At 68.2% G+C, this 22363-nt stretch carries 21 protein-coding genes; 11 read left to right on the top strand and 10 right to left on the bottom strand.

The genetic code is table 11. The features are described 5' to 3' along the window. Window positions 1-23: 23 nt before the first annotated feature. From PotMrB4_RS19605 to PotMrB4_RS19585, 5 genes are all read left to right on the top strand, one after another. Complete coding sequence (locus PotMrB4_RS19605) at window positions 24-1193, top strand: GGDEF domain-containing protein (RefSeq protein WP_074970269.1); 1170 nt, start codon at window positions 24-26, stop codon at window positions 1191-1193. A gap of 99 nt (window positions 1194-1292) precedes the next feature. Next, entirely contained in the window at window positions 1293-2303 is a 1011-nt protein-coding gene (locus tag PotMrB4_RS19600; RefSeq protein ID WP_172434266.1) for a DUF2804 domain-containing protein, read from the top strand. A gap of 79 nt (window positions 2304-2382) precedes the next feature. Beyond that, window positions 2383-2817: a MarR family transcriptional regulator gene (locus tag PotMrB4_RS19595; RefSeq protein WP_044408832.1), complete on the top strand. Its 435-nt coding sequence runs from the start codon at window positions 2383-2385 to the stop codon at window positions 2815-2817. Further along, window positions 2817-4220, top strand: coding sequence for a DHA2 family efflux MFS transporter permease subunit (locus PotMrB4_RS19590; protein ID WP_172434265.1), 1404 nt, complete (start codon window positions 2817-2819; stop codon window positions 4218-4220). Before PotMrB4_RS19595 ends, PotMrB4_RS19590 begins: the two co-directional genes overlap by 1 nt. 252 nt (window positions 4221-4472) lie before the next feature. Beyond that, on the top strand, window positions 4473-6671 hold the full coding sequence (locus PotMrB4_RS19585) for a FimV/HubP family polar landmark protein (RefSeq protein WP_172434264.1): 2199 nt from the start codon (window positions 4473-4475) through the stop codon (window positions 6669-6671). A gap of 65 nt (window positions 6672-6736) precedes the next feature. On the opposite strand, the gene PotMrB4_RS19580 is transcribed toward PotMrB4_RS19585, so the two are convergent. Continuing rightward, on the bottom strand, window positions 6737-8929 hold the full coding sequence (locus tag PotMrB4_RS19580) for a patatin-like phospholipase family protein (RefSeq protein WP_172434263.1): 2193 nt from the start codon (window positions 8927-8929) through the stop codon (window positions 6737-6739). A gap of 71 nt (window positions 8930-9000) precedes the next feature. Here PotMrB4_RS19580 and PotMrB4_RS19575 point away from each other — a divergent pair, with 71 nt between their 5' ends. Both PotMrB4_RS19575 and PotMrB4_RS19570 read left to right on the top strand, forming a co-directional pair. Next, complete coding sequence (locus tag PotMrB4_RS19575; RefSeq protein ID WP_172434262.1) at window positions 9001-9285, top strand: SelT/SelW/SelH family protein; 285 nt, start codon at window positions 9001-9003, stop codon at window positions 9283-9285. Between the two features lie 118 nt (window positions 9286-9403). After that, on the top strand, window positions 9404-9910 hold the full coding sequence (locus PotMrB4_RS19570; protein ID WP_044408820.1) for a hypothetical protein: 507 nt from the start codon (window positions 9404-9406) through the stop codon (window positions 9908-9910). Here the strand turns inward: PotMrB4_RS19570 and PotMrB4_RS19565 are convergent. The 3 genes from PotMrB4_RS19565 to PotMrB4_RS19555 form a co-directional block, all read right to left on the bottom strand. Next, window positions 9903-10790 carry a DMT family transporter gene (locus tag PotMrB4_RS19565; RefSeq protein WP_172434261.1) on the bottom strand — a complete coding sequence of 296 codons (888 nt, stop codon included), beginning with the start codon at window positions 10788-10790 and terminating at the stop codon, window positions 9903-9905. The two genes, PotMrB4_RS19570 and PotMrB4_RS19565, sit on opposite strands and share 8 nt — an antisense overlap. Next, the gene (locus tag PotMrB4_RS19560) at window positions 10787-11125 is read right to left on the bottom strand and encodes a tRNA-binding protein (protein WP_172434260.1); all 339 of its coding nucleotides are present in this window, start codon (window positions 11123-11125) and stop codon (window positions 10787-10789) included. Before PotMrB4_RS19560 ends, PotMrB4_RS19565 begins: the two co-directional genes overlap by 4 nt. 82 nt (window positions 11126-11207) lie before the next feature. Beyond that, window positions 11208-11960 (bottom strand): helix-turn-helix domain-containing protein, encoded by a 753-nt coding sequence (locus PotMrB4_RS19555; protein WP_172434259.1) that lies wholly within the window; start codon window positions 11958-11960, stop codon window positions 11208-11210. Between the two features lie 135 nt (window positions 11961-12095). Between PotMrB4_RS19555 and PotMrB4_RS19550 the strand changes: the two genes are divergently transcribed. Together PotMrB4_RS19550 and PotMrB4_RS19545 are read left to right on the top strand one after the other, a co-directional pair. After that, window positions 12096-12926 carry a UDP-2,3-diacylglucosamine diphosphatase gene (locus PotMrB4_RS19550; protein ID WP_172434258.1) on the top strand — a complete coding sequence of 277 codons (831 nt, stop codon included), beginning with the start codon at window positions 12096-12098 and terminating at the stop codon, window positions 12924-12926. Then, window positions 12923-13969, top strand: a complete 1047-nt coding sequence (locus PotMrB4_RS19545) for a glycosyltransferase family 4 protein (protein ID WP_172434257.1) — start codon at window positions 12923-12925, stop codon at window positions 13967-13969. Before PotMrB4_RS19550 ends, PotMrB4_RS19545 begins: the two co-directional genes overlap by 4 nt. 278 nt (window positions 13970-14247) lie before the next feature. Here PotMrB4_RS19545 and PotMrB4_RS19540 read toward each other — a convergent pair whose 3' ends face one another. From PotMrB4_RS19540 to PotMrB4_RS19525, 4 genes are all read right to left on the bottom strand, one after another. Continuing rightward, window positions 14248-15636: an adenylate/guanylate cyclase domain-containing protein gene (locus PotMrB4_RS19540; RefSeq protein WP_044408805.1), complete on the bottom strand. Its 1389-nt coding sequence runs from the start codon at window positions 15634-15636 to the stop codon at window positions 14248-14250. A gap of 156 nt (window positions 15637-15792) precedes the next feature. After that, window positions 15793-16110, bottom strand: coding sequence for an Mpo1-like protein (locus PotMrB4_RS19535; RefSeq protein ID WP_044408802.1), 318 nt, complete (start codon window positions 16108-16110; stop codon window positions 15793-15795). 115 nt (window positions 16111-16225) lie between these two features. Then, window positions 16226-16888, bottom strand: a complete 663-nt coding sequence (locus PotMrB4_RS19530; RefSeq protein ID WP_044408799.1) for a class I SAM-dependent methyltransferase — start codon at window positions 16886-16888, stop codon at window positions 16226-16228. 74 nt (window positions 16889-16962) lie between these two features. Then, window positions 16963-17172 carry a cold-shock protein gene (locus tag PotMrB4_RS19525; RefSeq protein WP_044408796.1) on the bottom strand — a complete coding sequence of 70 codons (210 nt, stop codon included), beginning with the start codon at window positions 17170-17172 and terminating at the stop codon, window positions 16963-16965. A 381-nt stretch (window positions 17173-17553) separates the two neighbouring features. Between PotMrB4_RS19525 and PotMrB4_RS19520 the strand changes: the two genes are divergently transcribed. Continuing rightward, window positions 17554-18558, top strand: coding sequence for an AraC family transcriptional regulator (locus PotMrB4_RS19520; RefSeq protein ID WP_074970287.1), 1005 nt, complete (start codon window positions 17554-17556; stop codon window positions 18556-18558). A gap of 63 nt (window positions 18559-18621) precedes the next feature. On the opposite strand, the gene PotMrB4_RS19515 is transcribed toward PotMrB4_RS19520, so the two are convergent. Then, window positions 18622-20076 carry a TrkH family potassium uptake protein gene (locus tag PotMrB4_RS19515; protein WP_107331696.1) on the bottom strand — a complete coding sequence of 485 codons (1455 nt, stop codon included), beginning with the start codon at window positions 20074-20076 and terminating at the stop codon, window positions 18622-18624. A gap of 94 nt (window positions 20077-20170) precedes the next feature. Beyond that, window positions 20171-21625 carry a TrkH family potassium uptake protein gene (locus tag PotMrB4_RS19510; RefSeq protein WP_172434256.1) on the bottom strand — a complete coding sequence of 485 codons (1455 nt, stop codon included), beginning with the start codon at window positions 21623-21625 and terminating at the stop codon, window positions 20171-20173. A gap of 168 nt (window positions 21626-21793) precedes the next feature. Here PotMrB4_RS19510 and PotMrB4_RS19505 point away from each other — a divergent pair, with 168 nt between their 5' ends. Then, the gene (locus PotMrB4_RS19505) at window positions 21794-22351 is read left to right on the top strand and encodes a nitroreductase family protein (RefSeq protein WP_172434255.1); all 558 of its coding nucleotides are present in this window, start codon (window positions 21794-21796) and stop codon (window positions 22349-22351) included. Window positions 22352-22363: the final 12 nt, after the last annotated feature.

The following is a 22363-nucleotide window of genomic DNA, read 5'->3' as shown; positions in this document are numbered from 1 at the left end:
CGGCCCCATAACAAGAGGTGGCCGTGACCACACCCCATGCCTGGCTGGACGATGTGCGTCCGAATCCCTATGCCGACCAGCTCGCCGTCGGCTTCCGCAAGCTGCGTTTCGTGCGTCCCCTGGAGCACGAGTACCGGCAGTTCTTCCTGGAACAGTCCTTCGACCTCAAGCGCATCGTGCTGCTGCTGTCGCTGCCCATGTGGCTGGCCTTCGCTGTGCTGGATTTCCAGCTGGTGAGCACGGCGGAGCGCTGGTGGATGCTGGCGGTGCGGGTGGTGGTGCTGGTGCTGCTGGTGATCTGTGGCGGCCTGGTGCTGCAGCGGCGTCACGTGCACCTGCTGGCGCCCCTCAGCCAGGCGTGCGTCGCCGCGCTGGGGCTGGGCGCGGCAGCGGTGGTGGCCATCGCCCATCGGGTCGATCCGTCGTTTCCTTATGAAGGCCTGCTGCTGGTATGCATGGCCGCCTACTTCGTGGTGGGCCTGCGCCTGGGGGAGGCGCTGCTGGTGGCGGTGCTGGTGCTCTCGGTCTACGTGGCGCTGGAGCTGTGGGCGGGCCTGCCGCCGGCCCGGCTGGCGAACAACCTGCTGTTCCTGGTCTGCGGCAACCTGCTGGGTGCGGTGGGCGGCTACCTGGTGGAGTACAAGTCCCGCGAGCATTTCCTGGTGAGCCGGCTGATGCGGGTGCTGGCCGACCACGACAGCCTCACCGGCCTGCACAACCGCCGCAGCTTCAACCGGCAGCTGGAGCGGGTCTGGCGGCAGGCACAGCGCGAATCGAGGCCGCTGGCGCTGCTGCTGTGCGACGTGGACCACTTCAAGGCCTACAACGACCTCTACGGCCACCAGCGCGGTGACGTGGCGCTGCAGCGGGTGGCCGGGGTGTTGGAGGATGCGGCGCGGCGCCCCCTGGACATGGCCGTGCGCCTGGGGGGCGAGGAGTTCGCCGTGCTGCTCTACGGCACCCCGGAAGAGGAGGCGCGCCAGCATGCCGAGCGCATCCGCGCTGCGGTGCAGGCCCTGGCGGTGCCCCACGAGGGCTCCAGCACCGGTGCGGTGCTGACCCTGTCCATCGGCCTGGCCTGCCTGGCCCCCGAGGCCGACAGCCCCATCGCCCACCTCTACGCCCTCTACGAACATGCCGACCGGGCGCTGTACCAGGCCAAGGCGTTCGGCCGCAACCAGGTGGTGGCGTGAGACTGGCGTAGATGGTCGCTCCGGCTGGCGCCATGGGTGACTGTGCCGCCGGGAGGGCGGTGCTAGCATCCCTCGCCCCTGAACCGGAGAGCCCGAACCATGGACATGCTGATCGGCCCGGACGGCCAGCCCCGCTACGGCCAGTTCGACACCACCCCGACCCTCATCAACTACCGGGATTTCGACTTCCGCTCGCCCATGGGGCGTCGCCGTGGCGCGTTGGCCAAGTGGCGGCGTTTCCACCAGTTCCAGTACTTCGGGATCATCAGCAACGAGCTGATCGGCGGCTGCGCGCTGGCCAACCTGAGCCTGCTCGGGGTGGGCTTCGTCTACCTGTTCCACCCGGCCAGCGGGCGCATGATCGAGCGCCAGTTCAAGCTGCCGCTGGGCTGGGGCACACGCTTCTCCCAGTCACCCGACAGCGGCACCTGCGAGCTGCGCATGGGCCGCAACCTGCTGCGACTGGAGAACCAGGCCGAGCGCCGGGAAAAGCGCCTGCGCGTGGAGCTGGACGACGGCACCCGCATTGATGCGCTGTTCGCCGAGCAGGACTTCCAGCCCATGGGGTTGTGTACCCCGGCCGGGGCGGACGGCTGGGTCTACGCGCGCAAGGTGGCCGGTGTGCCCTGCCAGGGGCGGATCGAGAGCGCGCTGGGGCAGTTCGACCTCGACACGCTGGGGGCCTACGCCCACCACGACTGGTCGGCCGGCTACATGCGCCCGGAAACGGTGTGGAACTGGGCCTGCCTGTCCGGCGAGGCGGCGGGGATTCGCCTCGGCCTGAACTTGTCTTGCGGGGTCAACGAGACCAGCTTCACCGAGAACTGCTTCTGGCTGGACGGCGAGCTGGTCAAGGTCGACACCGTGCGCTTCGCCTTCGATCGCCAGCAGCCGCTTGAGCCCTGGCACATCACCTCCCATGACGGACAGGTGGACCTGCGCTTCCGTGGCGAGGGGCTGCACAAGGAACGCCTCAATGCCGGATTCCTGGCCAGCAACTTCAAGCAGGTCTTCGGCCGTTTCGACGGCGTTCTCCGCCCCCACGGCCGTCCGGCGATCCCGGTGGAGGGGTTGTGGGGCTTTGTCGAAGATCAATATGTGAAGTGGTAGTTACAGTCTGCGGCTTGCTCCGGATCGCCGCCTATGGTTAGCTCGCTAATTATTAGTTTTGGCTGTCAGAGTCCGTTTCATGTCCCACACCGATCAACACCGCTTCGCCATGCAGCTTGCGCAGATGTCGCGGGCCTGGCGAGCGGAGATGGACCGTCGTCTGGTCGACCTAGGCCTTTCCCAAGCGCGCTGGCTGGTGCTGCTGCACCTGGCCCGCTTCGAAGAACTTCCCACCCAGCGCGAGCTGGCCAAGAGCGTCGGCGTCGAAGGCCCGACGCTGGCGCGCCTGCTCGATAGCCTCGAAGCCCAGGAGCTGGTCCAGCGCCTGGCCGTGGCCGAGGACCGCCGGGCGAAGAAGATCACCCTCTGCCCCAAGGCCAGGCCGCTGATCGAGAAGATCGAGTCGATCTCCAGCCAGCTGCGCCGTGAGGTCTTCACCGGCATCGACGAGGACGAGCTGCGTCGTTGCCAGCAGGTGCACGCGAAGATCCTGGCCAACCTGGAACGGCGCTGATGTCGCAGGACCTCGAGGCCCTGCACACCCGCTACGGTTCCCGCTATCCCCACTGGCTGCTGGCGCTGCTGATGGTGGGCAGCATGGCGATGATCCTCGCCTCCACCAGCATCAACGTGGCCTTGCCGACCCTGATGACGGAGTTCGCCATCGGTCGGCCCATGGCCCAGTGGCTGGCCACGGGCTTTCTCGCTGCGATGACTGCCGGGCTCCTGCTCTCGGCCTGGGCCCAGGCCCGGCTTGGCGCGCAGCGTACCGTCCAGCTCGGCATCGGGCTGTTCATCCTCGCCTCGCTGCTCGCGTTGCTGGCCCAGGCGGCCTGGCAACTCATCGCACTGCGCATTGTTCAGGGCGCCTGTGCCGGGGTCATCCAGCCCCTGGCGATGGTGCTGATCTTCCGCGTGTTCGCCGATGGCGGGCGTGGCATGGCCCTGGGCAGCTACGGCCTGGGGGTGATGGTGGCGCCGACCCTCGGCCCCACCATCGGTGGCTACCTGATCGACCAGTTCGGTTGGCAGGCCGTCTTCTGGCTGCCGCTGCCCATGTGCGTGGCGGCGCTGGTTGGCGCGCAATGGCTGATGCCCAGCGACCGCAACCGGCAGACGCCGGGCGTGGACCTGCTGGCCTTCGGCTTCCTTTGTGTGGCGCTGTTCGCCCTGCTCGGCGCCCTGGCCGAAGCCCAGCGCTTCGGCTGGCTGGCACCGTCGTGCTGGGTACCCGGGCTGCTGGGGATCGCGGCAGTCGGCGGATTTGCCTGGCGCAGCCGGGTGTCGACCCGGCCGCTGTTGCCGATGCGCCTGTGGCGTCATGTCGCGTTCCGCAAGGCCAGCTGGGTGGCCCTGGCATTGGGCCTCGGGCTTTACGGTTCCACCTACCTGATCCCGCTCTACCTGCAGACCGTCGATGGCTACAGCGCCGGGCGTGCCGGGCTGCTCCTGTTGCCCACCGGGGTGGTGCTGGGGCTGGCGTCGTTCGCCGGCGGCTGGCTGAGTGACCGGCTGTCGGCCGCCGCGTTGCTGGTGGGCGGCCTGCTGGTGTTCGCCCTGTCCTGCTTCGGCCTGGGGCTGGTGGGGGAGGGGGCGAGCTTCCTGGTGCTGTGCTTCTGGGCCTGCGTCGGCCGTCTCGGCCTGGGCCTGCTGCTGCCGGCCCTGAGCACCGGCTCGCTGGACGTGCTGAGCGCCGAGGAACTGGCCCAGGGCGCCGGCGCCATCACCTTCGTGCGCCAGCTGGGCGGCGCATTCGGGGTCAACCTGGTGACCTTCTTCCTCGAGTGGCGGCACCTGGCAGGCGGCGGTGATCACGCGGCCAATGCCTGGGCCTTCCAGCAGACCTTTTGGCTGGTAACGCTGCTTTTCCTGCTGGCGATCTGGCCCGCCCTGGGCGTGCGCGCGACAAAAGCCTGACGAAGCCGCTATAACCGCCCAGCGGTTGTGTGAATTCCGTCACTTTCATGACGAAAATCCAGTAAGATTCGTCCGTAATGGCCCGATGCCTTTACTTAGGGCGTTTCGGGAAATTGCATCCATACTAGTTTCAGCCGGGTTACACAGGGATCGGCCCGACATCACATCGTTCAATGCCAACGCCCGCTTTGGCCATTCCATGGATCGTGGAGTCGTCGTGGCGTTCGAGCCGGCATGACCGGGGGAGGGCTCATGGCTCGAGTCAACAAGTTCCTGGTGGCGCTCGCCTCGGGACCGCTGCTTTATTCAGGCCTGGCGTCGGCGCTGGGCCTGGGCGACATCACCCTGCATTCCGCGCTCAACCAGCCGCTGGAGGCGGACATTGAGCTGCTGGACCTGGGCGACCTGGGGGAAAGCGACATCAAGGTCAGCCTGGCGCCGAACGAGGTGTTCGAGCGCTCGGGGGTCGAGCGCTTCATCTTCCTCAACGACCTGCGTTTCAGCCCGATGATCCGTGGCAGCCGGGGCCACATTCGCGTGGCGTCGAGCAAGCCGGTGCGCGAGCCCTACCTGAATTTCATCGTCGAAGTGGCGCGGCCCAACGGCCGCCTGCTGCGCGAGTACACCCTGCTGCTGGATCCGCCGGAGTCCTCGGCCTACCGACCGGTGGCTGCGCCCCTGGCGGATGCCCGTACCGCCAGCGCCCGGCCGACCCAGGCGGTGCCGGCCGTGCCCCGTGAAGCGCCTCCGGCCACCCAGGGCAAGCGCTACACCGTGGCCCGTGGCGACAGCCTCTGGGGCATCGCCCAGCGCCTGAGCGCCGGCAGTGGCATGAGCACGGCGCAGATGATGAACGGCATCCACGCCCTCAACGCCGCAGCCTTCGCCAATGGTGATCCGAACCGCCTGAGCGTCGGCCAGAGCCTGCTGTTGCCGGATGTCGCGCGTGCCGAGCCGGCTGCGCCGGTGGCCCCGGTGTCCGCCCCCGACAGCCTGCGCCTGTCCGAGCCCGACGCCCCGGTCGCGCCCAATGCCCCGGCTCCCCACGAGCTGCCGCAGCAACTGGCCGAGGTGCAGCGTCGCGTCGACACCGAACTGGCCAACAGCGAGAGCGAGCGCCTGCAGCTGCGCCAGGACATCGCCGACCTGCAGCTGAAGCTGGAATCGCTGCAGCAACTGATGGCGGAAAAGGATGCCCAGCTGGCGAGCCTGAAAGGGGCCCTCCAGCAGGGCGCCGTTGCGCAGCCTCCGGCCGAGCCGGCCGCACCCGCTGCCACTACCGATACGCCCCCCGCCGAGCAACCGGCTGCACAGCCCCAGGCCGAAGCGGCTCCGGCGCCGGCCCAGCCGAGCGCAGTGCCCGCCGTCGAGCCCGAGGACACCGGTCTGTTCACCTGGCCCAACAGCCTGCTGTTCCTCGGTGTGCCGGCCATCCTGCTCGCGCTTCTGCTGCTGGTCGCGCGTCGGCGCAAGCCCGCGCCTGACGACACGCCGGCCGAGCCGGTGATTGCCCCGGCAACGGAGCAGCAGCGTCCCCGCGCCACCGTCACTCCGCTGGTGCGCCCGGCTGCCGTCGCCACCCCGGTGGAGGCCCCCGTCGCCCCGCCGGCCCGGGTCGAAGCCCCGCTGTCGGCACCCCGTCCGTCCAGCGATTCCCTGGACGGCGCGAACATCTACATCGCCTACGGGCGCTTCCGCGATGCCGAGTCGGCGCTGCGCACCGCCATCGTCCAGGAGCCGCGTCGTACCGACCTGCGCCTGCGCCTGCTGGAGGTACTGGGTGAGCTGGGCGAGTCCGCCGCGTTCGCCAGCGAGGCGCACACCCTGGCCGAGATGGGCATGGAGCTGGCGCGCATCGATGCGATCAAGGCGCGCTACCCTGCTGTCGATGTGCCGTCCGAGGCGGCGCCAATGCTGGAGGAGACCACCTTCATCCTCAACGAGACGCCCCTGGTCGACGAGGCGCCCAGCGCCCCGCGCAACGGCCTGGACGACGAGTTCACCGACGAGTTCCAGCTCAACCTCGCCGACCTGCCCCTGGATGCCGATTGGGACAGCCTCAGCCCGTTCAAGCCCGATGCGCCCAAGGGCCGTGCGGCGCGTGATGCCGAAAGCACGGCGAAGGCACCGGAGCCGGTGGTGGACCCGTCGTTCAAGAGCAACCTCCACGAGTTGCCCGAAGTGTTCGAGCTGGATCACCTGGGCGAACCGGAAGAAGCCGAGCCGCTGCCCCTGGCCGAGGCCGACGAGGAACTGGTGTTCGACCTGGGCGACGACGACTTGGATCACCTGGCCGCGCGCCAGGAGAACATCATGCGGCTCAACCTGGCCCTGGCCTACATCGACCAGGGCGATATGGAAAGCGCCTGCAACATCCTCAACGAGGTCATCGACCAGGGCGACGAGGAGCAGAAACAGGAAGCCCGCGAGCTGCTCGCGCGGATCGCCTGATCACGCCCCACCTCCAACCGGCGCCCCAGGGCGCCGGTTTTCTTTGCGCTGCCGTCAGCCCTGGCTCAGAACGTCCGCCCCAGGTTGAGGTAGAGCGCCCGCTCGGCGGCGTCGTTGAGGCCGTAGCTGAAGTCCAGCGGCCCCAGGGGCGTGTCGAAGCTGACGAACAGGCTGCCGGCGTTGATGTAGCCGCTGTCGAAGCTGTTGTCCCGGTTCCACGCGCGGCCGCGCTCCAGGCTGGCGCCCACGTAGAAGGGGAAGTCCAGCGGCAGGAACGAGCGCTGGGTCATGCGCCGGTAGTAGATCGCCCGCGCCAGGCTGATGTTCTGCCCGGCCACCGAGTTCTCGCGGAAGCCCGACAGCTGGCGCGCGCCGCCCAGCTGGAAGCTGGAGAGCACCACCTCGGTGCTGTCCAGGGTGCGCCCGTAGCGGCCGCCCAGCACCAGGGTGTCGGGGCCTCGGGTGAAGGCCTTGTCCAGGCTGAGTTCCCACTGCCGGTAGCGGTCGTCGGCGCCCAGGCTGGGGTCGAACTGGCGCACGGTGAGCTTGATGTCCTCCCCGCTGTGGGGGTAGTCGACGTTGTCCAGGGTGTCGAAGGAGTACTTCGCCTCGTAGTAGCCGTTGCTGAAGCTGAAGCTGGGCAGGCGCCGGTCGCCGATGCGCACGTCGGCCTCGCCCCATTCCTGGCCGATGCCGAGGCGCAGTTCGCCGTTGTTGGCGATCTGCCGGCCCAGGTTGAAGCCGTAGCCGTAGCGCTGCAGGCGGTATTCGGCGATGGGGTCGTTGTCCAGCGCGGCCTCGATGTTCTGCGCCGAGGCCGCCAGGTAAGGCGCGACGAAGTAGCGCGAGCCGTAGTCCAGCGGCTGGTAGAACTCGCTGTAGAGCACCTGCTCGCTGCCGATCTGGGCCCGGGTCAGCCATTCGGCGCCCAGGTCGTTGAGGCCGTTCACCCGGTAGCTGGCGCCGAGGTTGTAGGTGCCGCCGCCGCGCATGTCATCGGAGAGGTTCAGGCCCAGGCGCAGGTAGTCGGTGCCGTTGCGCTTGCCCCGGGCGCTGATCACCAGGGTGTTGCCGTCCTTGTGCTTGACCACGCGGTAATGCACCTGCTCGAAGTAGTCGAGGCCGTAGAGGGTGCCCATGTCGGCCTGCAGGCGCGCGAGGTCCAGGGGCTCGCCGAGCTCCTGGCGGATCTGCCGGCGGATCACCTCGTCGCCCACCTTGGAGTCGTTCTCCACTTGGATGCGGGTGATCACCGGGCGTCGCTCTCCCGGTTGGCGCGCCTGCACCAGTTCCGCGTCCTGGCCGGGGCGGGTATCCCGGCGCAGCGTCGCCAGGCGGGCCTGGAGGATGGTGGCGGCCCGGTAGCCGGCGTCGATCACTTCGCGGGCGTGGCTGAAGTCGGTGGCGCTGTAGCCGGCCAGGGGCGGCTGCACGAGGATGTCGTCGGGGCCGAGGGTGGCGAGCTGCGCCTCGGAGTTGCGCCGGGTCATCAGCGTCACCGACTGGTTGAGCACGTCCACCACGGTGGTCAGCTCCTTGCGGCTGCGCAGGGGCGTGCCGATGTCGACGGTGATCACCCGGTCCACGCCCATCTCCCGCGCCACGTCCACCGGGATGTTGTCCACCATGCCGCCGTCCACCAGCAGGCGTCCGTCCACTTCCACCGGGGCGAACACCGCCGGGATCGACATGCTGGCGCGGATGGCCTGGGGCAGGTGGCCCTTGCGGAACACCACCTTCTCGCCGGTGGAGATGTCGGTGGCCACGGCGCGGAAGGGGATCCCCAGGCGGTCGAAGTCCCGGGTGTCGCTGGTGTGCACCAGCAGGCTTTCCAGCAATAGCGCGAGGTTCTGGCCCTGGATCACCCCGAGTGGCAGGCCCAGGCTGCCGTCGTCGCGGAAGCTGAGCTTCTGCTTCACCAGGAAGTCGCGGTCGTCCTGCTTGCGGCGGAAGGGTACGTCCTCCCGCGCGGGGGCGTCGGAGAGGGCCTGGCGCCAGTCCAGGGTCAGCGCCAGCTTCTCCAGCTCCTCCACGCTGTAGCCGGAGGCATAGAGCCCGCCGATCACCGCGCCCATGCTGGTGCCGGCGATGGCATCGATGTGGATGCCCTGCTCCTCCAGCGCCTTGAGCACGCCGATGTGGGCCAGCCCGCGGGCGGCGCCGCCGGAGAGCACCAGGCCGACGCGGGGCTGTGCGGCGTCGGCCACGGCGCAGCAGGTGGTGAGCAGGAGGGTGAGGGCGAGGAGCACGCGGCGCATAACGCTTCCCTGGTCAGGCGGGGGAAAAAGGCCGCTATTATAGGCGCCCGCCCGACTGCCCCGAGCCTGAAATGAGCGCTGCCAAGCCCGAGATCGTCATCACCTATTGCACCCGGTGCCAGTGGCTGCTGCGTGCCGCCTGGCTGGCCCAGGAGCTGCTCAGCACCTTCTCCGACGACCTCGGCCGGGTGGCGCTGGAGCCCGGCACCGGTGGCGTGTTCCGCATCACCTGCGATGGCGTGGAGATCTGGGAGCGCAAGGCCGACGGCGGCTTCCCCGAGGCCAAGGTGCTCAAGCAGCGGGTCCGCGACCGCATCGACCCGGCCCGTGACCTGGGCCACAACGACCGCCCTTGAGCGGCGTGTATCAGAACGTTTACCGCCCCTTTACACAGCACTGACCGCGTATCGACCGGGCGCGGCGAATAATTCGCCCGTGGCCGCCGTATGCGGCCGTCCTGCGATGAGGTGAGCGATGTCGGTGAAACGAACCCTGGTCCTGGCGCTCGTGGCGCTGGGTCTGTCCACCCAGGTGCTGGCCGGTCCGCCCGGCCCGGGCGGTCCCGGTGGGCCGGGGCCTGGCGGCCATGGCTGGGGTAACTGGGGCCCCGGGCCGGGAGGCGGCCATGGCCACGGGCTGCCGGACGGAGCCCGCGAACTGTGGATCGGCAGCATGCTGTACTTCGTTGCCGCCGGTTCCTACTACCTGTGGAACAGCACGGCACAACGCTACGAGGTGGTCGCCCCGCCGCCCACGGTGCAGGGCAACAGCGTGGCCAGCTACGAAGTGATCGCCTACCCGGCCAACGGCCAGAGCGTCGACCAGCAGGGCCGTGATCGCTACGAATGCCACGGCTGGGCCGTCGGCCAGAGTGGCTTCGACCCCGCCACCGCGACGCGCCCGGTGGGCGCCGAGGCTACCGAGCGCTACCGCCGGGCCCTGGGCGCCTGCCTGGCCGGGCGCGGCTACAGCGTCAACTGACCTGGCGTTGCCCGGCTGCGCCGTCCACCGGCGGTGCAGCCCGGGCGGGCAGGGCGATGGCGGCGATGATCAGCACGCCGCCCACCAGCATCCGCAGGGACGGCTCCTCACTGAACAGCCACCAGGCGAAGGCGATGCCGTAGACCGGCTCCAGGGCGAAGATCACCGCCGTGGTCCGTGCCTTGAGCACCTTCAGGCTGGCCACGAACAGGCTGTGGGCGAGGCCGGTGCAGAGCACGCCGAGCAGGCCGATCCACAGCCAGTCCAGCGCGCGGGGCTCGGCGAGGCTCGGCCACACCGGCAACACCAGCAGCCCGACGATGGTGAGGTTCTGCCAGAGCGCGGCGTGCACCGGGTCCAGCCCCCGCGTGGTGGCGCGGTTGAGCAGCGACAGCAGGGCGAACAGCAAGCCGGAGAGCACGGCGGCGATCAGCCCCTGGGTGGCATCGCTGGCCAGGTCGAACTCCGGTGTCACCAGCACCAGGCCGACGCTCACCAGGGCCACCACCAGCACCTCGCGCAGGTGGATGCGTTCGCGGAACAGCAGCGCCTCCAGCAACAGGGTGAAGGCCGGGAAGCTGGCGAAGCCGAGGGTGGCGATGGCCACGCCGCCGACCTTCACCGCCTGGAAGAACAGCACCCAGTGCCCGCCCAGCAGCAGGCCGCCCAGCAGCAGCGCGGGCAGCTGGCGCCGCCTCGGCCGTGCGCCGCGGTCACCGCCGACGAAGCGGGCGAACAGCGTCAGGGCGAGGACGGCGAACGCCGCGCGACCGAAGGTGATCACCGTCGGCGAGGTTTCCGCCAGCTTGCCGAAGATGCCGGAGAGGCCGAACAGCAGCGCGCCCAGGTGGATGGCGAGCAGGGCGTTGCGCGGCGTCATGCCAGGCGTGCGCCGTTGGGCAGGGGCTTGTCGAAGCTGGCCAGCACCACCTTCCCCTCGGCGTCATAGACGCCGGTGACCAGCACCTCGGAGCGGATCCCGGCGACGCGCTTGGGGGCGAAGTTGCAGACGCACAGCACCTGCCGGCCCACCAGGTCTTCGGCGGAATAGTGGGCGGTGAGCTGGGCGCTGGAGGTCTTCAGGCCCAGTTCGCCCAGGTCCACTTCCAGCACGTAGGCGGGCTTGATGGCCTTGGGATTGGGCTGGGCGGAGCGGATGGTGCCGACGCGCAGGTCGACGTTCAGGAAGTCTTCCCATTCGATGGTGGTGGTCATGCTGATCCCCAGTGGAACGATGGCGGCAGTCTAGAGGCTCGTGCCGCCGATGTCTGTCGCGGGGCTCGCCGGCTTTGTCGCGCTACTCGCGCTGGCGGCGCAGGGCGCGGGGCGTGGTGCCCAGGTCACGGGAGAGGGCGGCGGTGAAGGCGCTCTGGGAGCTGTAGCCGACCCGCGCGGCGATCTCGCCCACCGGCAGGTTGCTCTCCAGCAGCAGGCGACGCCCCTGCAGCAGGCGGCGGGTGCGCAGGTAGTCCATGGGCGTCTGCCCGGTGGCATCGAGGAAGCGGCGGTGGAAGCGCGCCACCGAGAGCCCGCAGAGGCGCGCCAGGTCGGCGACCTGCAGCGGGCGGTCGAGGTGGCTGTCGAGGTGGGCATCCAGGGCCGCGAGGGGCAACTCGCCAGGGGCTTCGCATGCGCCGTTGGGCGCCACCAGGCTGGCCAGCAGCAGGCCGACGCCCTGGTTGGCGATCACCGCGTCGTTGATCGGGCTGGCGGCCAGCCAGCCCACCAGCTGGCTCTGGTTCGGGTCCAGGCGCAGGGCGCCGGGGCGCTCCAGCAGGCGCCGGCCGGCGTCGTAGTGATGGCCGAGGGTGTGTTTCAGCCAGGCATCGTCGGGCACGTCCAGCACCAGGCACAGGCTGCCGCGCGGGCTGCCGCAGGCGTGGTGCTCGCCAGGCGGAACCACCGCCAGCTGCTGGCGCTCGACGCGGGTGCCCAGGCTGCCCACTTCGAAATCCAGGCTGCCGCTGAGGCCGAACACAAGCTGGGCGTGGTCGTGGCTGTGGGCGAGCAGGTCGTGGGTGTAGCGGCGCAGGCTCAGCATGGGCTTCATGGGGCGGTCCTCGGCGAGGCGGCCAGTCTACCTGCTGGCGCTGGCGGCCGCAGTGTCATCGTTTTGCAGCCTGCCGGTCACCTGCACTTCACCACCCCCGCGCAAGATCCGGGAAAAGCCGCTGGAGGCCACACGATGAGCAGTGTCGAACGCCTGGAGCCGGTTGACCCGGCACGCCCCCGCAAGCAGCGGGTGAGAACCCTGTGGATCTCCGACGTGCACCTGGGCACGCGGGACTGCCAGGCCGAGCACCTGGCGCGCTTCCTCAAGCGGCACCACGCCGACCGCATCTACCTGGTGGGCGACATCATCGATGGCTGGAAGCTGCGTGGCGGCATCTACTGGCCCCAGGCGCACACCAACGTGATCCGCCGCCTGCTGACCATGAGCAAGCGCGGCACCGAGGTGATCTACGTCACCGGCAACCACGACGAGTTCCTGCGCCGCTACTCCAGCCTGATGCTCGGCAACATCCAGCTGGTGGACGAGGCGATCCACGAGACCGCCGATGGCCGCCGCCTGCTGGTGATCCACGGTGACCAGTTCGACGTCATCACCCGCTACCACAAGTGGCTGGCCTTCCTTGGCGACTCGGCCTACGAGTTCACCCTGACCCTCAACCGCTGGCTCAACCACTGGCGCGAGCGCTGGGGCTACGGCTACTGGTCGCTGTCGGCCTTCCTCAAGCACAAGGTGAAGAGCGCGGTGAATTTCATCAGCGACTTCGAGGAGTCCATCGCCCACGAGTGCGCCAAGCGCGGGCTGGACGGTGCGGTGTGCGGCCACATCCACCACGCCGAGATCCGCCGGGTGGGGGAGGTGGAGTACATGAACTGCGGTGACTGGGTGGAGTCCTGCACGGCGCTGATCGAGCACTGGGACGGTACCATCGAGCTCTACCGCCTGGCCGAGGACCAGGCGCGCCAGGCCGAGGCCCGGGCGCCGGCCCTCGAGTCCGCTGCATGAGGATCCTCATCGTCAGCGATGCCTGGGCCCCCCAGGTCAATGGCGTGGTCACCAGCCTGCAGGCATTGGTGGCCGAACTGCGCGGGCTCGGCCACTTGGTCAAGCTGCTGTCGCCGCGGGACTTCCGCGCCGTGCCCTGTCCCACCTACCCGGAGATTCCGCTGGTGTGGGACCTGTGGCGGGTGGGGGCGGCGATCCGCGACTTCCGCCCGGACTGCGTGCACCTCGCCACCGAGGGGCCGTTGGGATGGGCGGCACGGCGCTGGCTGGTGAAGCGCGGCCTGGCCTTTTCCAGCGCGGTGCATACGCGCTTTCCCGAATACGTCCACACGCGCTGGCGGCAGGTGCCGCTGGCCTGGGGTTACGCGGTGCTGCGGGCCTTCCACCGACCCAGCCAGACGGTGCTGGTGACCACCGAGCGCTTGCGCGAGGAGCTGGGCGGCCACGGGCTGACGCGGCTTTCGCTGTGGCGCAAGGGCGTGGACACGGCACGTTTCCATCCCCGGCCGGAGATGCCCAGGCCGCTGCGCCCGGTGTTCCTCTACGTCGGGCGCATCGCCCCGGAGAAGAACCTGCGGGACTTCCTCGACTTGGACCTGCCCGGCGAGAAGTGGCTGGTGGGCGATGGCCCCCAGCGTGCCGAGCTGGAGGCGGCCTATCCCCAGGCGCGCTTCCTCGGCTACCGCCATGGCGAGGCGCTGGCCGAGGCCTATGCGTCGGCCAGCGTGCTGGTGTTCCCCTCGCGTACCGACACCTATGGACTGGTGATGCTGGAGGCGCTGGCCTGCGGCACGCCGGTGGCGGCCTTCCCCGTGCCGGGACCGCTGGACGTGCTGGAGGCGGGCGTCACCGGGGTGATGGAGGAGGATCTGGAAGGTGCCTGCCTGCGGGCGCTGGAGCTGGACCGTGGTGTCTGCGCCGAGCGAGCGGCGCGGCTGTCCTGGCGGGCGTCGGCGCTGGAGTTCCTGGCCCGGCAGCCCCTGCTGGACGGGGAACTGTGCGGCGAGGCCGTGGCGCAGCCCGGGGTTCAGGGCGCGTCGTAGCGGGGCGTGTGCGGTGCTGGCGAGGGTTGATCGCGAATGAGTTCGTTCCCACCGGGTGTTGCCAGGTGGGTTGGGACAATCCCGGCCGCTACGTACGGGGCATCGATGCCGTTCGCTGAGCTCACCGCATCTTACGGATTGGCCCTGTGTGCCTTGGTCGCTGGATGCGTGGGAGTGGTTTCTACCGTGCCCCCGCGCGATGGCTGATCGCGAACGAATTGGCCGGGCGGCGCCATGAAAAAGGCCGCCCTGGGGCGGCCTTCGGGTGACTGTTTCGGTCAGAGGATGACCTTGTCGCGCAACTTCTCGGCGGCGGCCTGCAGGGCCTGGATGACCTTTTCCTTGTCGTAGTTCTGGATGCCGTTGGTGTCCAGGTACATGGAGAACCCCGGCAGCTCGTGCTCGACGTAGCTGGAGGTGGCGCCCAGGTCACGGCGGAAGTCGACCACCTGGTAGATCTGCACCGGGCGGGCGAAGCCCTTGACGCTGATCTGGCCCTTGTCGCGGCACATGATCACGTCCTTCACCAGCGAGTAGGTCTCGTGGGAGATGAGGATCTCGCCGGCTTCGGAGGCGCTTTCCAGGCGGCTGGCGAGGTTCACGTCGCGGCCGATGATGGTGTAGTCCATGCGCGTGTCGGCGCCGAAGTTGCCCACGGTGCAGTAGCCGGTGTTCAGGCCCATGCGGATTTCCAGGGGCTTGGTGATGCCCTGGGCCCGCCACTGCTGGCGCAGCACCTTCATGTGCTTGCGCATGGCGATGGCCATGGACACGGCGGCCACGGCGTCCTTCTTGGCGCCCTGGGTGGTGGGGTCGCCGAAGAACACCATGACGCAGTCGCCGACGAACTTGTCGATGGTGCCGCCGTACTTGAGGGCGATCTTCGACATTTCGTTGAGGTAGTTGTTGAGCAGGTCGGTCAGGGCCTCGGCTTCCAACTCCTCGGACAGCTCGGTGAAGCCCTTGATGTCGGAGAAGAACACGGTGAGCTTCTTGCGCTGGGTTTCCAGGCGCACGTGGCGCTTGCCGCTGAAGATCATTTCCCAGACCTGGGGCGACAGGTATTTGGCGAGGTTGCGGGCCAGGCGCGCGGCCTTTTCCTGCTCCTGCTTGATCTCGCTGCGCGCCAGCGCCAGGCGCAGGCCCTGCTGGTGCACGAAGAAGGCGGTGATGCAGACGTAGAGCGTGGTGAAGCAGATGCTGACGAAGGCCACCAGCGTGGGGGTGCCGGTCTTCAGGTCGGGGTGGGCGACCACGGTGGTCAGCACCGTGCCGCTGGCGGCTACCAGCAGCGCCAGGCCCAGGTGGCGCAGGCCGCCGACGATCAGCGCGCTGAAGGCGAGCGTCAGCATGAACATCAGGCTGGGCACGGTGGAGAACCCCAGCAAGGCAGCGCCGGAGCCTGCATGCAGGGCGTCGAGGAACAGCAGCACCAGGTGCGTCTTCTCCGGGTGCTCGCGCTTGAAGCGCAGGCTCAGGTGGTGGGCCAGGTGCGGGTAGAGCAGGGCGTAGGGGACCATCCACAGCACGTCGAAGCCGAAGTGCTGGGTGTAGCTGCCGGCGGCGATGGTGGCAGCGGTGGCGATGTAGGCCAGGACGCGGGAGTAGTACTCGCGCAGGGGTAACGTCGGAAGACTGCTAGGCCGATCGGTGGAGGCTGACTTCATTGTTGCGACGATCCCTGATGGTTTTCTGGCACTCGCTGGAGTGCCCGCCAGCCTGCAAGACCTGAGCCAGCATGGCGGGTGCGGATCATAACCAAGTGCCAGCATGGCGGCCAAGCGGGGCCGCCGAACGGCGGGGGGATCGGGGTGGTCGGCAGCCTAGAAGCGGATGCGGCCGGTGAAGGCGTCCTTGAGCATCACCCAGTCGCCCATCAGGCTGTACAGCGGGTACTTGAAGGTGGCCGGGCGGTTCTTTTCGAAGACGAAGTGGCCGACCCAGGCGAAGCCGTAGCCGGCCAGTGGCATGGCCAGCAGCCACAGCCACTGCTGGGTGGCCAGGGCGTAGCCGAGGATGGCCAGTACCAGCAGGCTGCCGACGTAGTGCAGGCGGCGGCAGACGTCGTTGCTGTGCTCTTGCAGGTAGTAGGGGTAGAACTCGGCGAAGCTGTTGAAACGCTCGGCGGGCAGGCTGCTCATGGCGGGCTCCTTCTTGTTGTGTGCCGGGGAGTGTAGGTGGGGCGGCTCCCTCGGCCAGTGACAATGAGTGCCAGTTTAGTATCCCGTTGCGCCCACCTGGCCGCGCCTCGCCGGATCAGGCTCGGGCGGCGTCCCGGCTGTAGTGCAGGTAGGAGCCCCTGAACCGTTCGCCATTGGCCAGCAGGCAGTCCGCCTGGGAGATGACCATGTCGTAGCCGAGCTCGGCCATCTCGTCATGGAAGGGCTGGGTGTCCTGCCGGTTGGGGTCCACCAGCAGCACTTCGACCGAGCGTGCCGAATGGCGGTCGATGAAGTCGGCCAGGTCTTCCTGGTTGTCGTCGTCGTAGAGCAGGTCGCTGCCGATGATCAGGTCGAACTGGCCGAAGCTGTCGGCGCCGGCCCAGTCGCAGGTTTCGTAGCGCATGGGGGGCAGGTCGTTGAGGCGCAGGTTCTCGGCGAGGAAGGTGGGGATCAGCGGGTGGATGTCGCTGGCGGTCATGTCGCCGCCCCGCTGGTGGCCCACCAGGCTGGCCAGGCCCAGGCCGGCGCCCACTTCCAGTACCCGCAGCCCGGTGAGGTCGCGCCGCGCAACCATCTGCGCAAGGACTTCGCCCGCCGGCCACACCTGCCCGAACAGTGCCCAGGTGCTCTCGGTGATGCCGAGGCTGGCGGCTTCGCCTGCGGGGTCATGAAACTGTTCGGCGTCCAGCAGCGACTGCATGTGAAAGTCGCGGCCGCCCACCCGGAAGGTGGTGGTCTTGATCAGATAGCCCGGCATGTCGGTGTGCTCACTGGAAAATGGGGAGGCAAAAAAAAGCCCCGGAAAACCGGGGCTTTCTTCGAGAGGGGGTCTTAGACCACCTGGACCTGCTCGGCCTGCAGGCCTTTCGGGCCCTTGGCGACCAGGAAGCTCACCTTCTGACCTTCAGCGAGGGACTTGAAGCCGGTGCTTTCGATCGAGCGGTAGTGAACGAAGACGTCCGGACCTTCCTGGGGGGTGATGAAGCCGAAGCCTTTTTCATCGTTGAACCATTTGACGGTGCCGAGTTGACGATTGGACATGATGTATCTCCAGGGAAATAAAAGGGGCATCGACGCCGGATTGTCCGGGCCGAGACTGAGAACGAAAGCGAAGTAAGCCGAGGAGATGGAAAGATGGGAATCGTTACATCAGGTCAGAAATCGCAATGACACGTTGCATCCAGTGGCGACACCATACACCCATTGTGGAAATAACCCAGGTTTATTTTGTGGAATCACTCGCCAGGGTGTCGCTGGAATGCCTGGAGGCCCCGTCTGGCAAGGCTTTCAGGGCATCCTGCTTTTTGTCGATTGGTGGCGCGGAAAGCCGGGCGTGCCGAACCTGACAAACCCGGGCCGGGGTGAGTATCCTTCCCCGCCGGGCCCTGTCGGGCCTTTCTCCCACCCGAACAAGAAGGCGCCATGAGCGAACGTACCACTTCCTCCAGTTGGGCCCTGGGGATCGTGCAAGCCCTGGAAATGGGCGGGGTCGATTGCCGCCGCCTGTTCCCCGAGCTGGGGCTCGACTACGACGCACTCTCCGACCCGGACGCGCGCTTCCCCCAGGACGGCATGACGCGCCTGTGGCTGAGGGCGGTGGAGCTGTCGGGCAACCCGGCCATCGGGTTGAACATGGCCAAGGTGGTACGGCCGGCCTCTTTCCATGTGGTGGGTTACGCGCTGATGTCCAGTCGCACGCTGAACGAGGGCTTCGCCCGCCTGGTGCGTTACCAGCGGATCATCGCCGAGGGGGCGGACCTGAGCTTCCGACCGACCCCGGAGGGCTATGAATTGCGGCTGGCGATCCACGGTGATCGGCTGCCCCCGGCGCGGCAGAGTGCGGAAGCGTCGATGGCCTACTGCCTGGCCTTCTGCCGCTGGATGACCGGGCGCGCCATCAACCCGCTGGAGATCCGCTTCCAGGGGCCGGCCCCGGCGGACGTGGAGCCCTATCGGCAGGTGTTCCAGGCGCCCCTGCGCTTCGGCGCCGAGCACTATGCGCTGCGCTTCAGCCGGGCCGACATGGACACGCCGCTGCCCACTGCCAACGAATCCCTCGCGCAACTGCATGACCGCTTTGCCGGGGAGTACCTGGCGCGCTTCACCGGCAGCCGGGTGACCCACCTGGCCCGCCAGGTGCTCTGCCGCCTGCTGCCCCAGGGCGAACCCAAGCGCGAGGTGGTGGCCAGCGCCTTGCACCTCTCCCAGCGCACGCTGCAGCGGCGCTTGCAGGAGGAGGGCACCAGCTTCCAGCAACTGCTCGACGACACCCGCCGCGAGCTGGCCGAGCAATACCTGGCGCAGCCGAACCTGACCCTGCTGGAGATCGCCTACCTGCTGGGTTTTGCCGATCCGAGCAATTTCTTCCGCGCCTTCCGCCGCTGGTTCGACGCCACGCCAGGCGAGTACCGCGCCCGCCTGCAATGACGCTCAAGGGCTGCCGGAGCGCGTAGGAGAGCCTTCAGTCGCCCACGGCTCCCTCGCACCGCCTCAATGCCTCCAGAAGTACGGCGTGCAGATCACCAGCACGGTGATGATCTCCAGCCGCCCCAGCAGCATGCCCAGCGACAGCAGCCACTTGGAGCCGTCGGGCAGGGTGGAGAAGTTGCCCGCCGGGCCGATCACCTCGCCCAGGCCCGGGCCGACACCGGAAACGGTGCTGGCCGCGCCGGTGAGGGCGGTGATCCAGTCCAGCCCCTGCAACGACAGGCCCAGGGCGATCACGCAGATGGTGATGGTGAAGAAGAACGAGAAGGTGAGGATCGAGCGCACGATCTCCTCGTCCAGGCGGTGGCCGTTGTACTTCTGCTTGATCACCGCGCGGGGGTGGATGAGTTGGTACAGGTTGGCCTTGAGCAGGATGTAGGCCACCTGGAAGCGGAAGATCTTTACCCCGCCGGCGGTGGAGCCGGAGCAGCCGCCGATGAAGCCCAGGTAGAAGAACAGCATCAGCGAGAAGTTGCCCCACAGGCTGTAGTCGCCGAGGGCGAAGCCGGTAGTGGTAAGGATCGAGGTGGTGTTCACCGCCACGTGGCGCAGGGCGTCCAGCCAGTGCAGGTCGGTGGTGGCCCAATACCAGGTACCCAGCACCAGCCAGATCACCAGCAGCAAGCCGATGAAACCGCGCACCTGGGCATCGCGGAACAGTGCCTTGCGGTTGCCCCGCAGGGTGGCGACGTAGAGGGCGAAGGGCAGGCTGCCGAGGATCATCACCACCACCGCCACCCAGTGCACCGCCGGCTGCTGCCACTTGGCCAGGGACTGGTCGGAGGTGGAGAAACCGCCGGTGGAGATGGCCGACATGGCGTGGTTGACCGCATCGAAGGCGCTCATCCCGGCCAGCCAGAACGCCAGGGTGCCCAGCAGGGTGAAGCCGACGTACACCGCGACGATGTACTTGGCCACCATGTGCGAGCGCGGCATGACTTTCTCCGAGCGGTCGGAGGATTCGGTCTGGAACAGGCGCATGCCGCCGATGCGCAGCAGCGGCAGGATCGCCACCGCCATGCCGATGAAGCCGATGCCGCCGAGCCAGTGCAGCAGCGAACGCCAGATGAGGATGCCCTGGGACATGCTGTCCAGCCCGCTGAGCACCGTGGCGCCGGTGGCGGTGATGCCGGACATGCTCTCGAAGAAGGCATCGGTGTAGCTGATGTGCTGGGTGAGCAGGAAGGGCAGGGCGGCGAAGATGCCCACCACCACCCAGCTGGAAACCGTCAGCAGGTACATGTCCCGGGGGCGCAGGTGCGCCTGCTCCGGGCGCCCGGGAATCACCAGGCCGAGGCCGGTGATGAAGGTGGCCAGGCTCGACCAGACGAAGGCGTGGATATCCTGCGGGCGGTCGTAGGCGATCACGGTCATGACCGGGATGACCATGCTGATCGCCAGGGTGATCAGGAAGATGCCGATGATGAATCCGATCAGACGCAGGGTCGGCAAAGCCATGGGGCGTGCTCGGTCCGGGTGAATGAGGGCGCCATTCTAGCGACGTGCCGCAGCCTGTCCACGGGCGCCTGATTCAGGTGTAGTCGATCCGTGCTCAGTGTTTCCAGAAACCCCGGGTGAACAGCACCAGCACGGTGAGGATCTCCAGGCGCCCCAGCAGCATGCCGATGGTCAGCAGCCACTTGGCCGCGTCCGGCAGGGTGGAGAAGTTGCCCACCGGGCCGATGATCGGCCCCAGGCCCGGCCCCACGTTGCACACGGCAGTGGCGGCGCCGGTGAGGGCGGTGGTCCAGTCGACGCCGATCAGGCACAGGCCGAGGGCGATCACGCCGATGGTGACGGTGAAGAAGAAGGAGAAGGTGATCAGCGAGCGGACGATTTCCTCGTCGATGTTGTGCCCGTTGTACTTCTGCCGGATCACCGCACGGGGGTGCACCAGTTGCTTGAGGTTGGTGCGCAGCATCACCAGCGCCACCTGGAAGCGGAAGATCTTCAGCCCGCCGGCGGTGGAGCCGGAGCAGCCGCCGACGAAGGTCAGGTAGAAGAACAGCATCACCGAGAAGCTGCCCCACAGTGTGTAGTCGCCCAGCGCGATGCCGGTGGTGGTCACTACCGAGGTGACGTTGACCGCAACGATGCGGAAGGCGTCCAGCCAGCCGTGATCGGAGTTGAGCCATAGCCAGGTGCCGAAGAACAGCCAGGTCGCCACCAGGAAGCCGACGAAGCCACGCACCTGGTGGTCCTTCACCAGCGCCTTGCGGTGGCCCCGCAGGGTGGCGACGTAGAGGGTGAAGGGCAGGCTGCCGGCCATCATTACCACCACCGCGACCCAGTGCACGGCCGGCTGCTTCCAGTTGGCGATGGAATTGTCCGAGGTGGAGAAGCCGCCGGTGGAGATCAGCGACATGGCGTGGTTGACCGCCTCGAAGGGGGTCATGCCGGCGAGCCAGAAGGCCAGGGTGCCGAGTAGGGTGAGGGCGACGTACACCACCAGGATGTACTTGGCCACCATGTGCGAACGCGGCATGACCTTCTCGCCCCAGTCCGAGGACTCGGTCTGGAACAGGCGCATGCCGCCGATGCGCAGCAGCGGCAGGATCGCCACCGCCATGCCGATGAAGCCGATGCCGCCCAGCCAGTGCAGCATCGAACGCCACAGCAGCAGGCCCGGCGAGGCATGGTCGAGCCCGGTGATGACGGTGGAACCGGTGGTGGTGATGCCCGACATGGTCTCGAAGAAGGCGTCGGTGTAGCTGATGTGCTGGATCAGCACCATCGGCAGCGCGGCGAAGGTGCATACCACCACCCAGCTGGCGGTGGTGAGCATGTACATGTCCCGCGGGCGCATGTGCAGGTGTTCCGGGCGCCCTGGTGCCACCAGGGCCAGGCCGACGATGAAGGTGATCAGGCTCGACCAGCTGAATGCGCCGATGTCATCGGTCCGGTCGAACGCCAGCACGGCCAGCATCGGCACCACCATGCTCACGGCCAGCGTGATGAGGAACAGGCCGATGATGAAACCGATGGTGCGCAGCGTGGACAGGGCCATGGGGGATCCGGGCGAGAACGGGAGCGCGGCATTCTACTGGGCTGCTTCACCGCTGTGAAACGCTCCGCACCAGGGGCTTTCACAGGGTACCGCGGCGTTCACGCGCTGCCCTTGGGTGGCCGGGGTTATCGGCTAGAATGCCGGCTTCCCGAAATCAGGAGGTGGCCGATGGAGGCTCTCGACGCTCTGCTCAACCGTGTATCCCTGGCCCGGCTGCAGGAGCCCGCACCGGATGCGGCCCAGCGTGACTACCTGTTCCGTGCCGCCCTGCGTTCGCCGGACCATGGCTACCTGCGCCCCTGGCGCTTCCTCACCATCGAGGGCGGCGCCCGCGAGAAGCTCGGCGAGCTGTTCGCCTCTGCCGTGCTGGCCAAGGACCCGGCGGCCCCCGAGGCGGCCCTGACCAAGGCCCGGGGCATGCCGCTGCGTGCGCCCTTGCTGGTGGTGGTGGTGGCGCGCCTGCAGGCCGGCCACAAGGTGCCCGAGTCGGAGCAGCTGCTGTCGGCCGGCTGTGCGGCCCACGGCATCCTGCTGGCGGCCCATGCGCAGGGCCTGGGCGCCATCTGGCGTACCGGCGACATGGCCTACGACCGCACCGTGGCCAAGGGGCTGGGCCTGGCGGACAACGAACAGGTGGTCGGCTTCCTCTACCTCGGCAGTGTCGAGGGCGGGCGCCGCACTGCTGCGGAGCTGGCGCCGGCGGACTTCGTCAGCACCTGGGGCTGATCAGCGGCCCGT

The organism is Metapseudomonas otitidis (assembly GCF_011397855.1).
GTDB classification, from domain to species: domain Bacteria; phylum Pseudomonadota; class Gammaproteobacteria; order Pseudomonadales; family Pseudomonadaceae; genus Metapseudomonas; species Metapseudomonas otitidis.
Note: the sequence above shows the minus strand (reverse complement) of the source record. Positions and strands in the feature narration are given on the sequence as shown.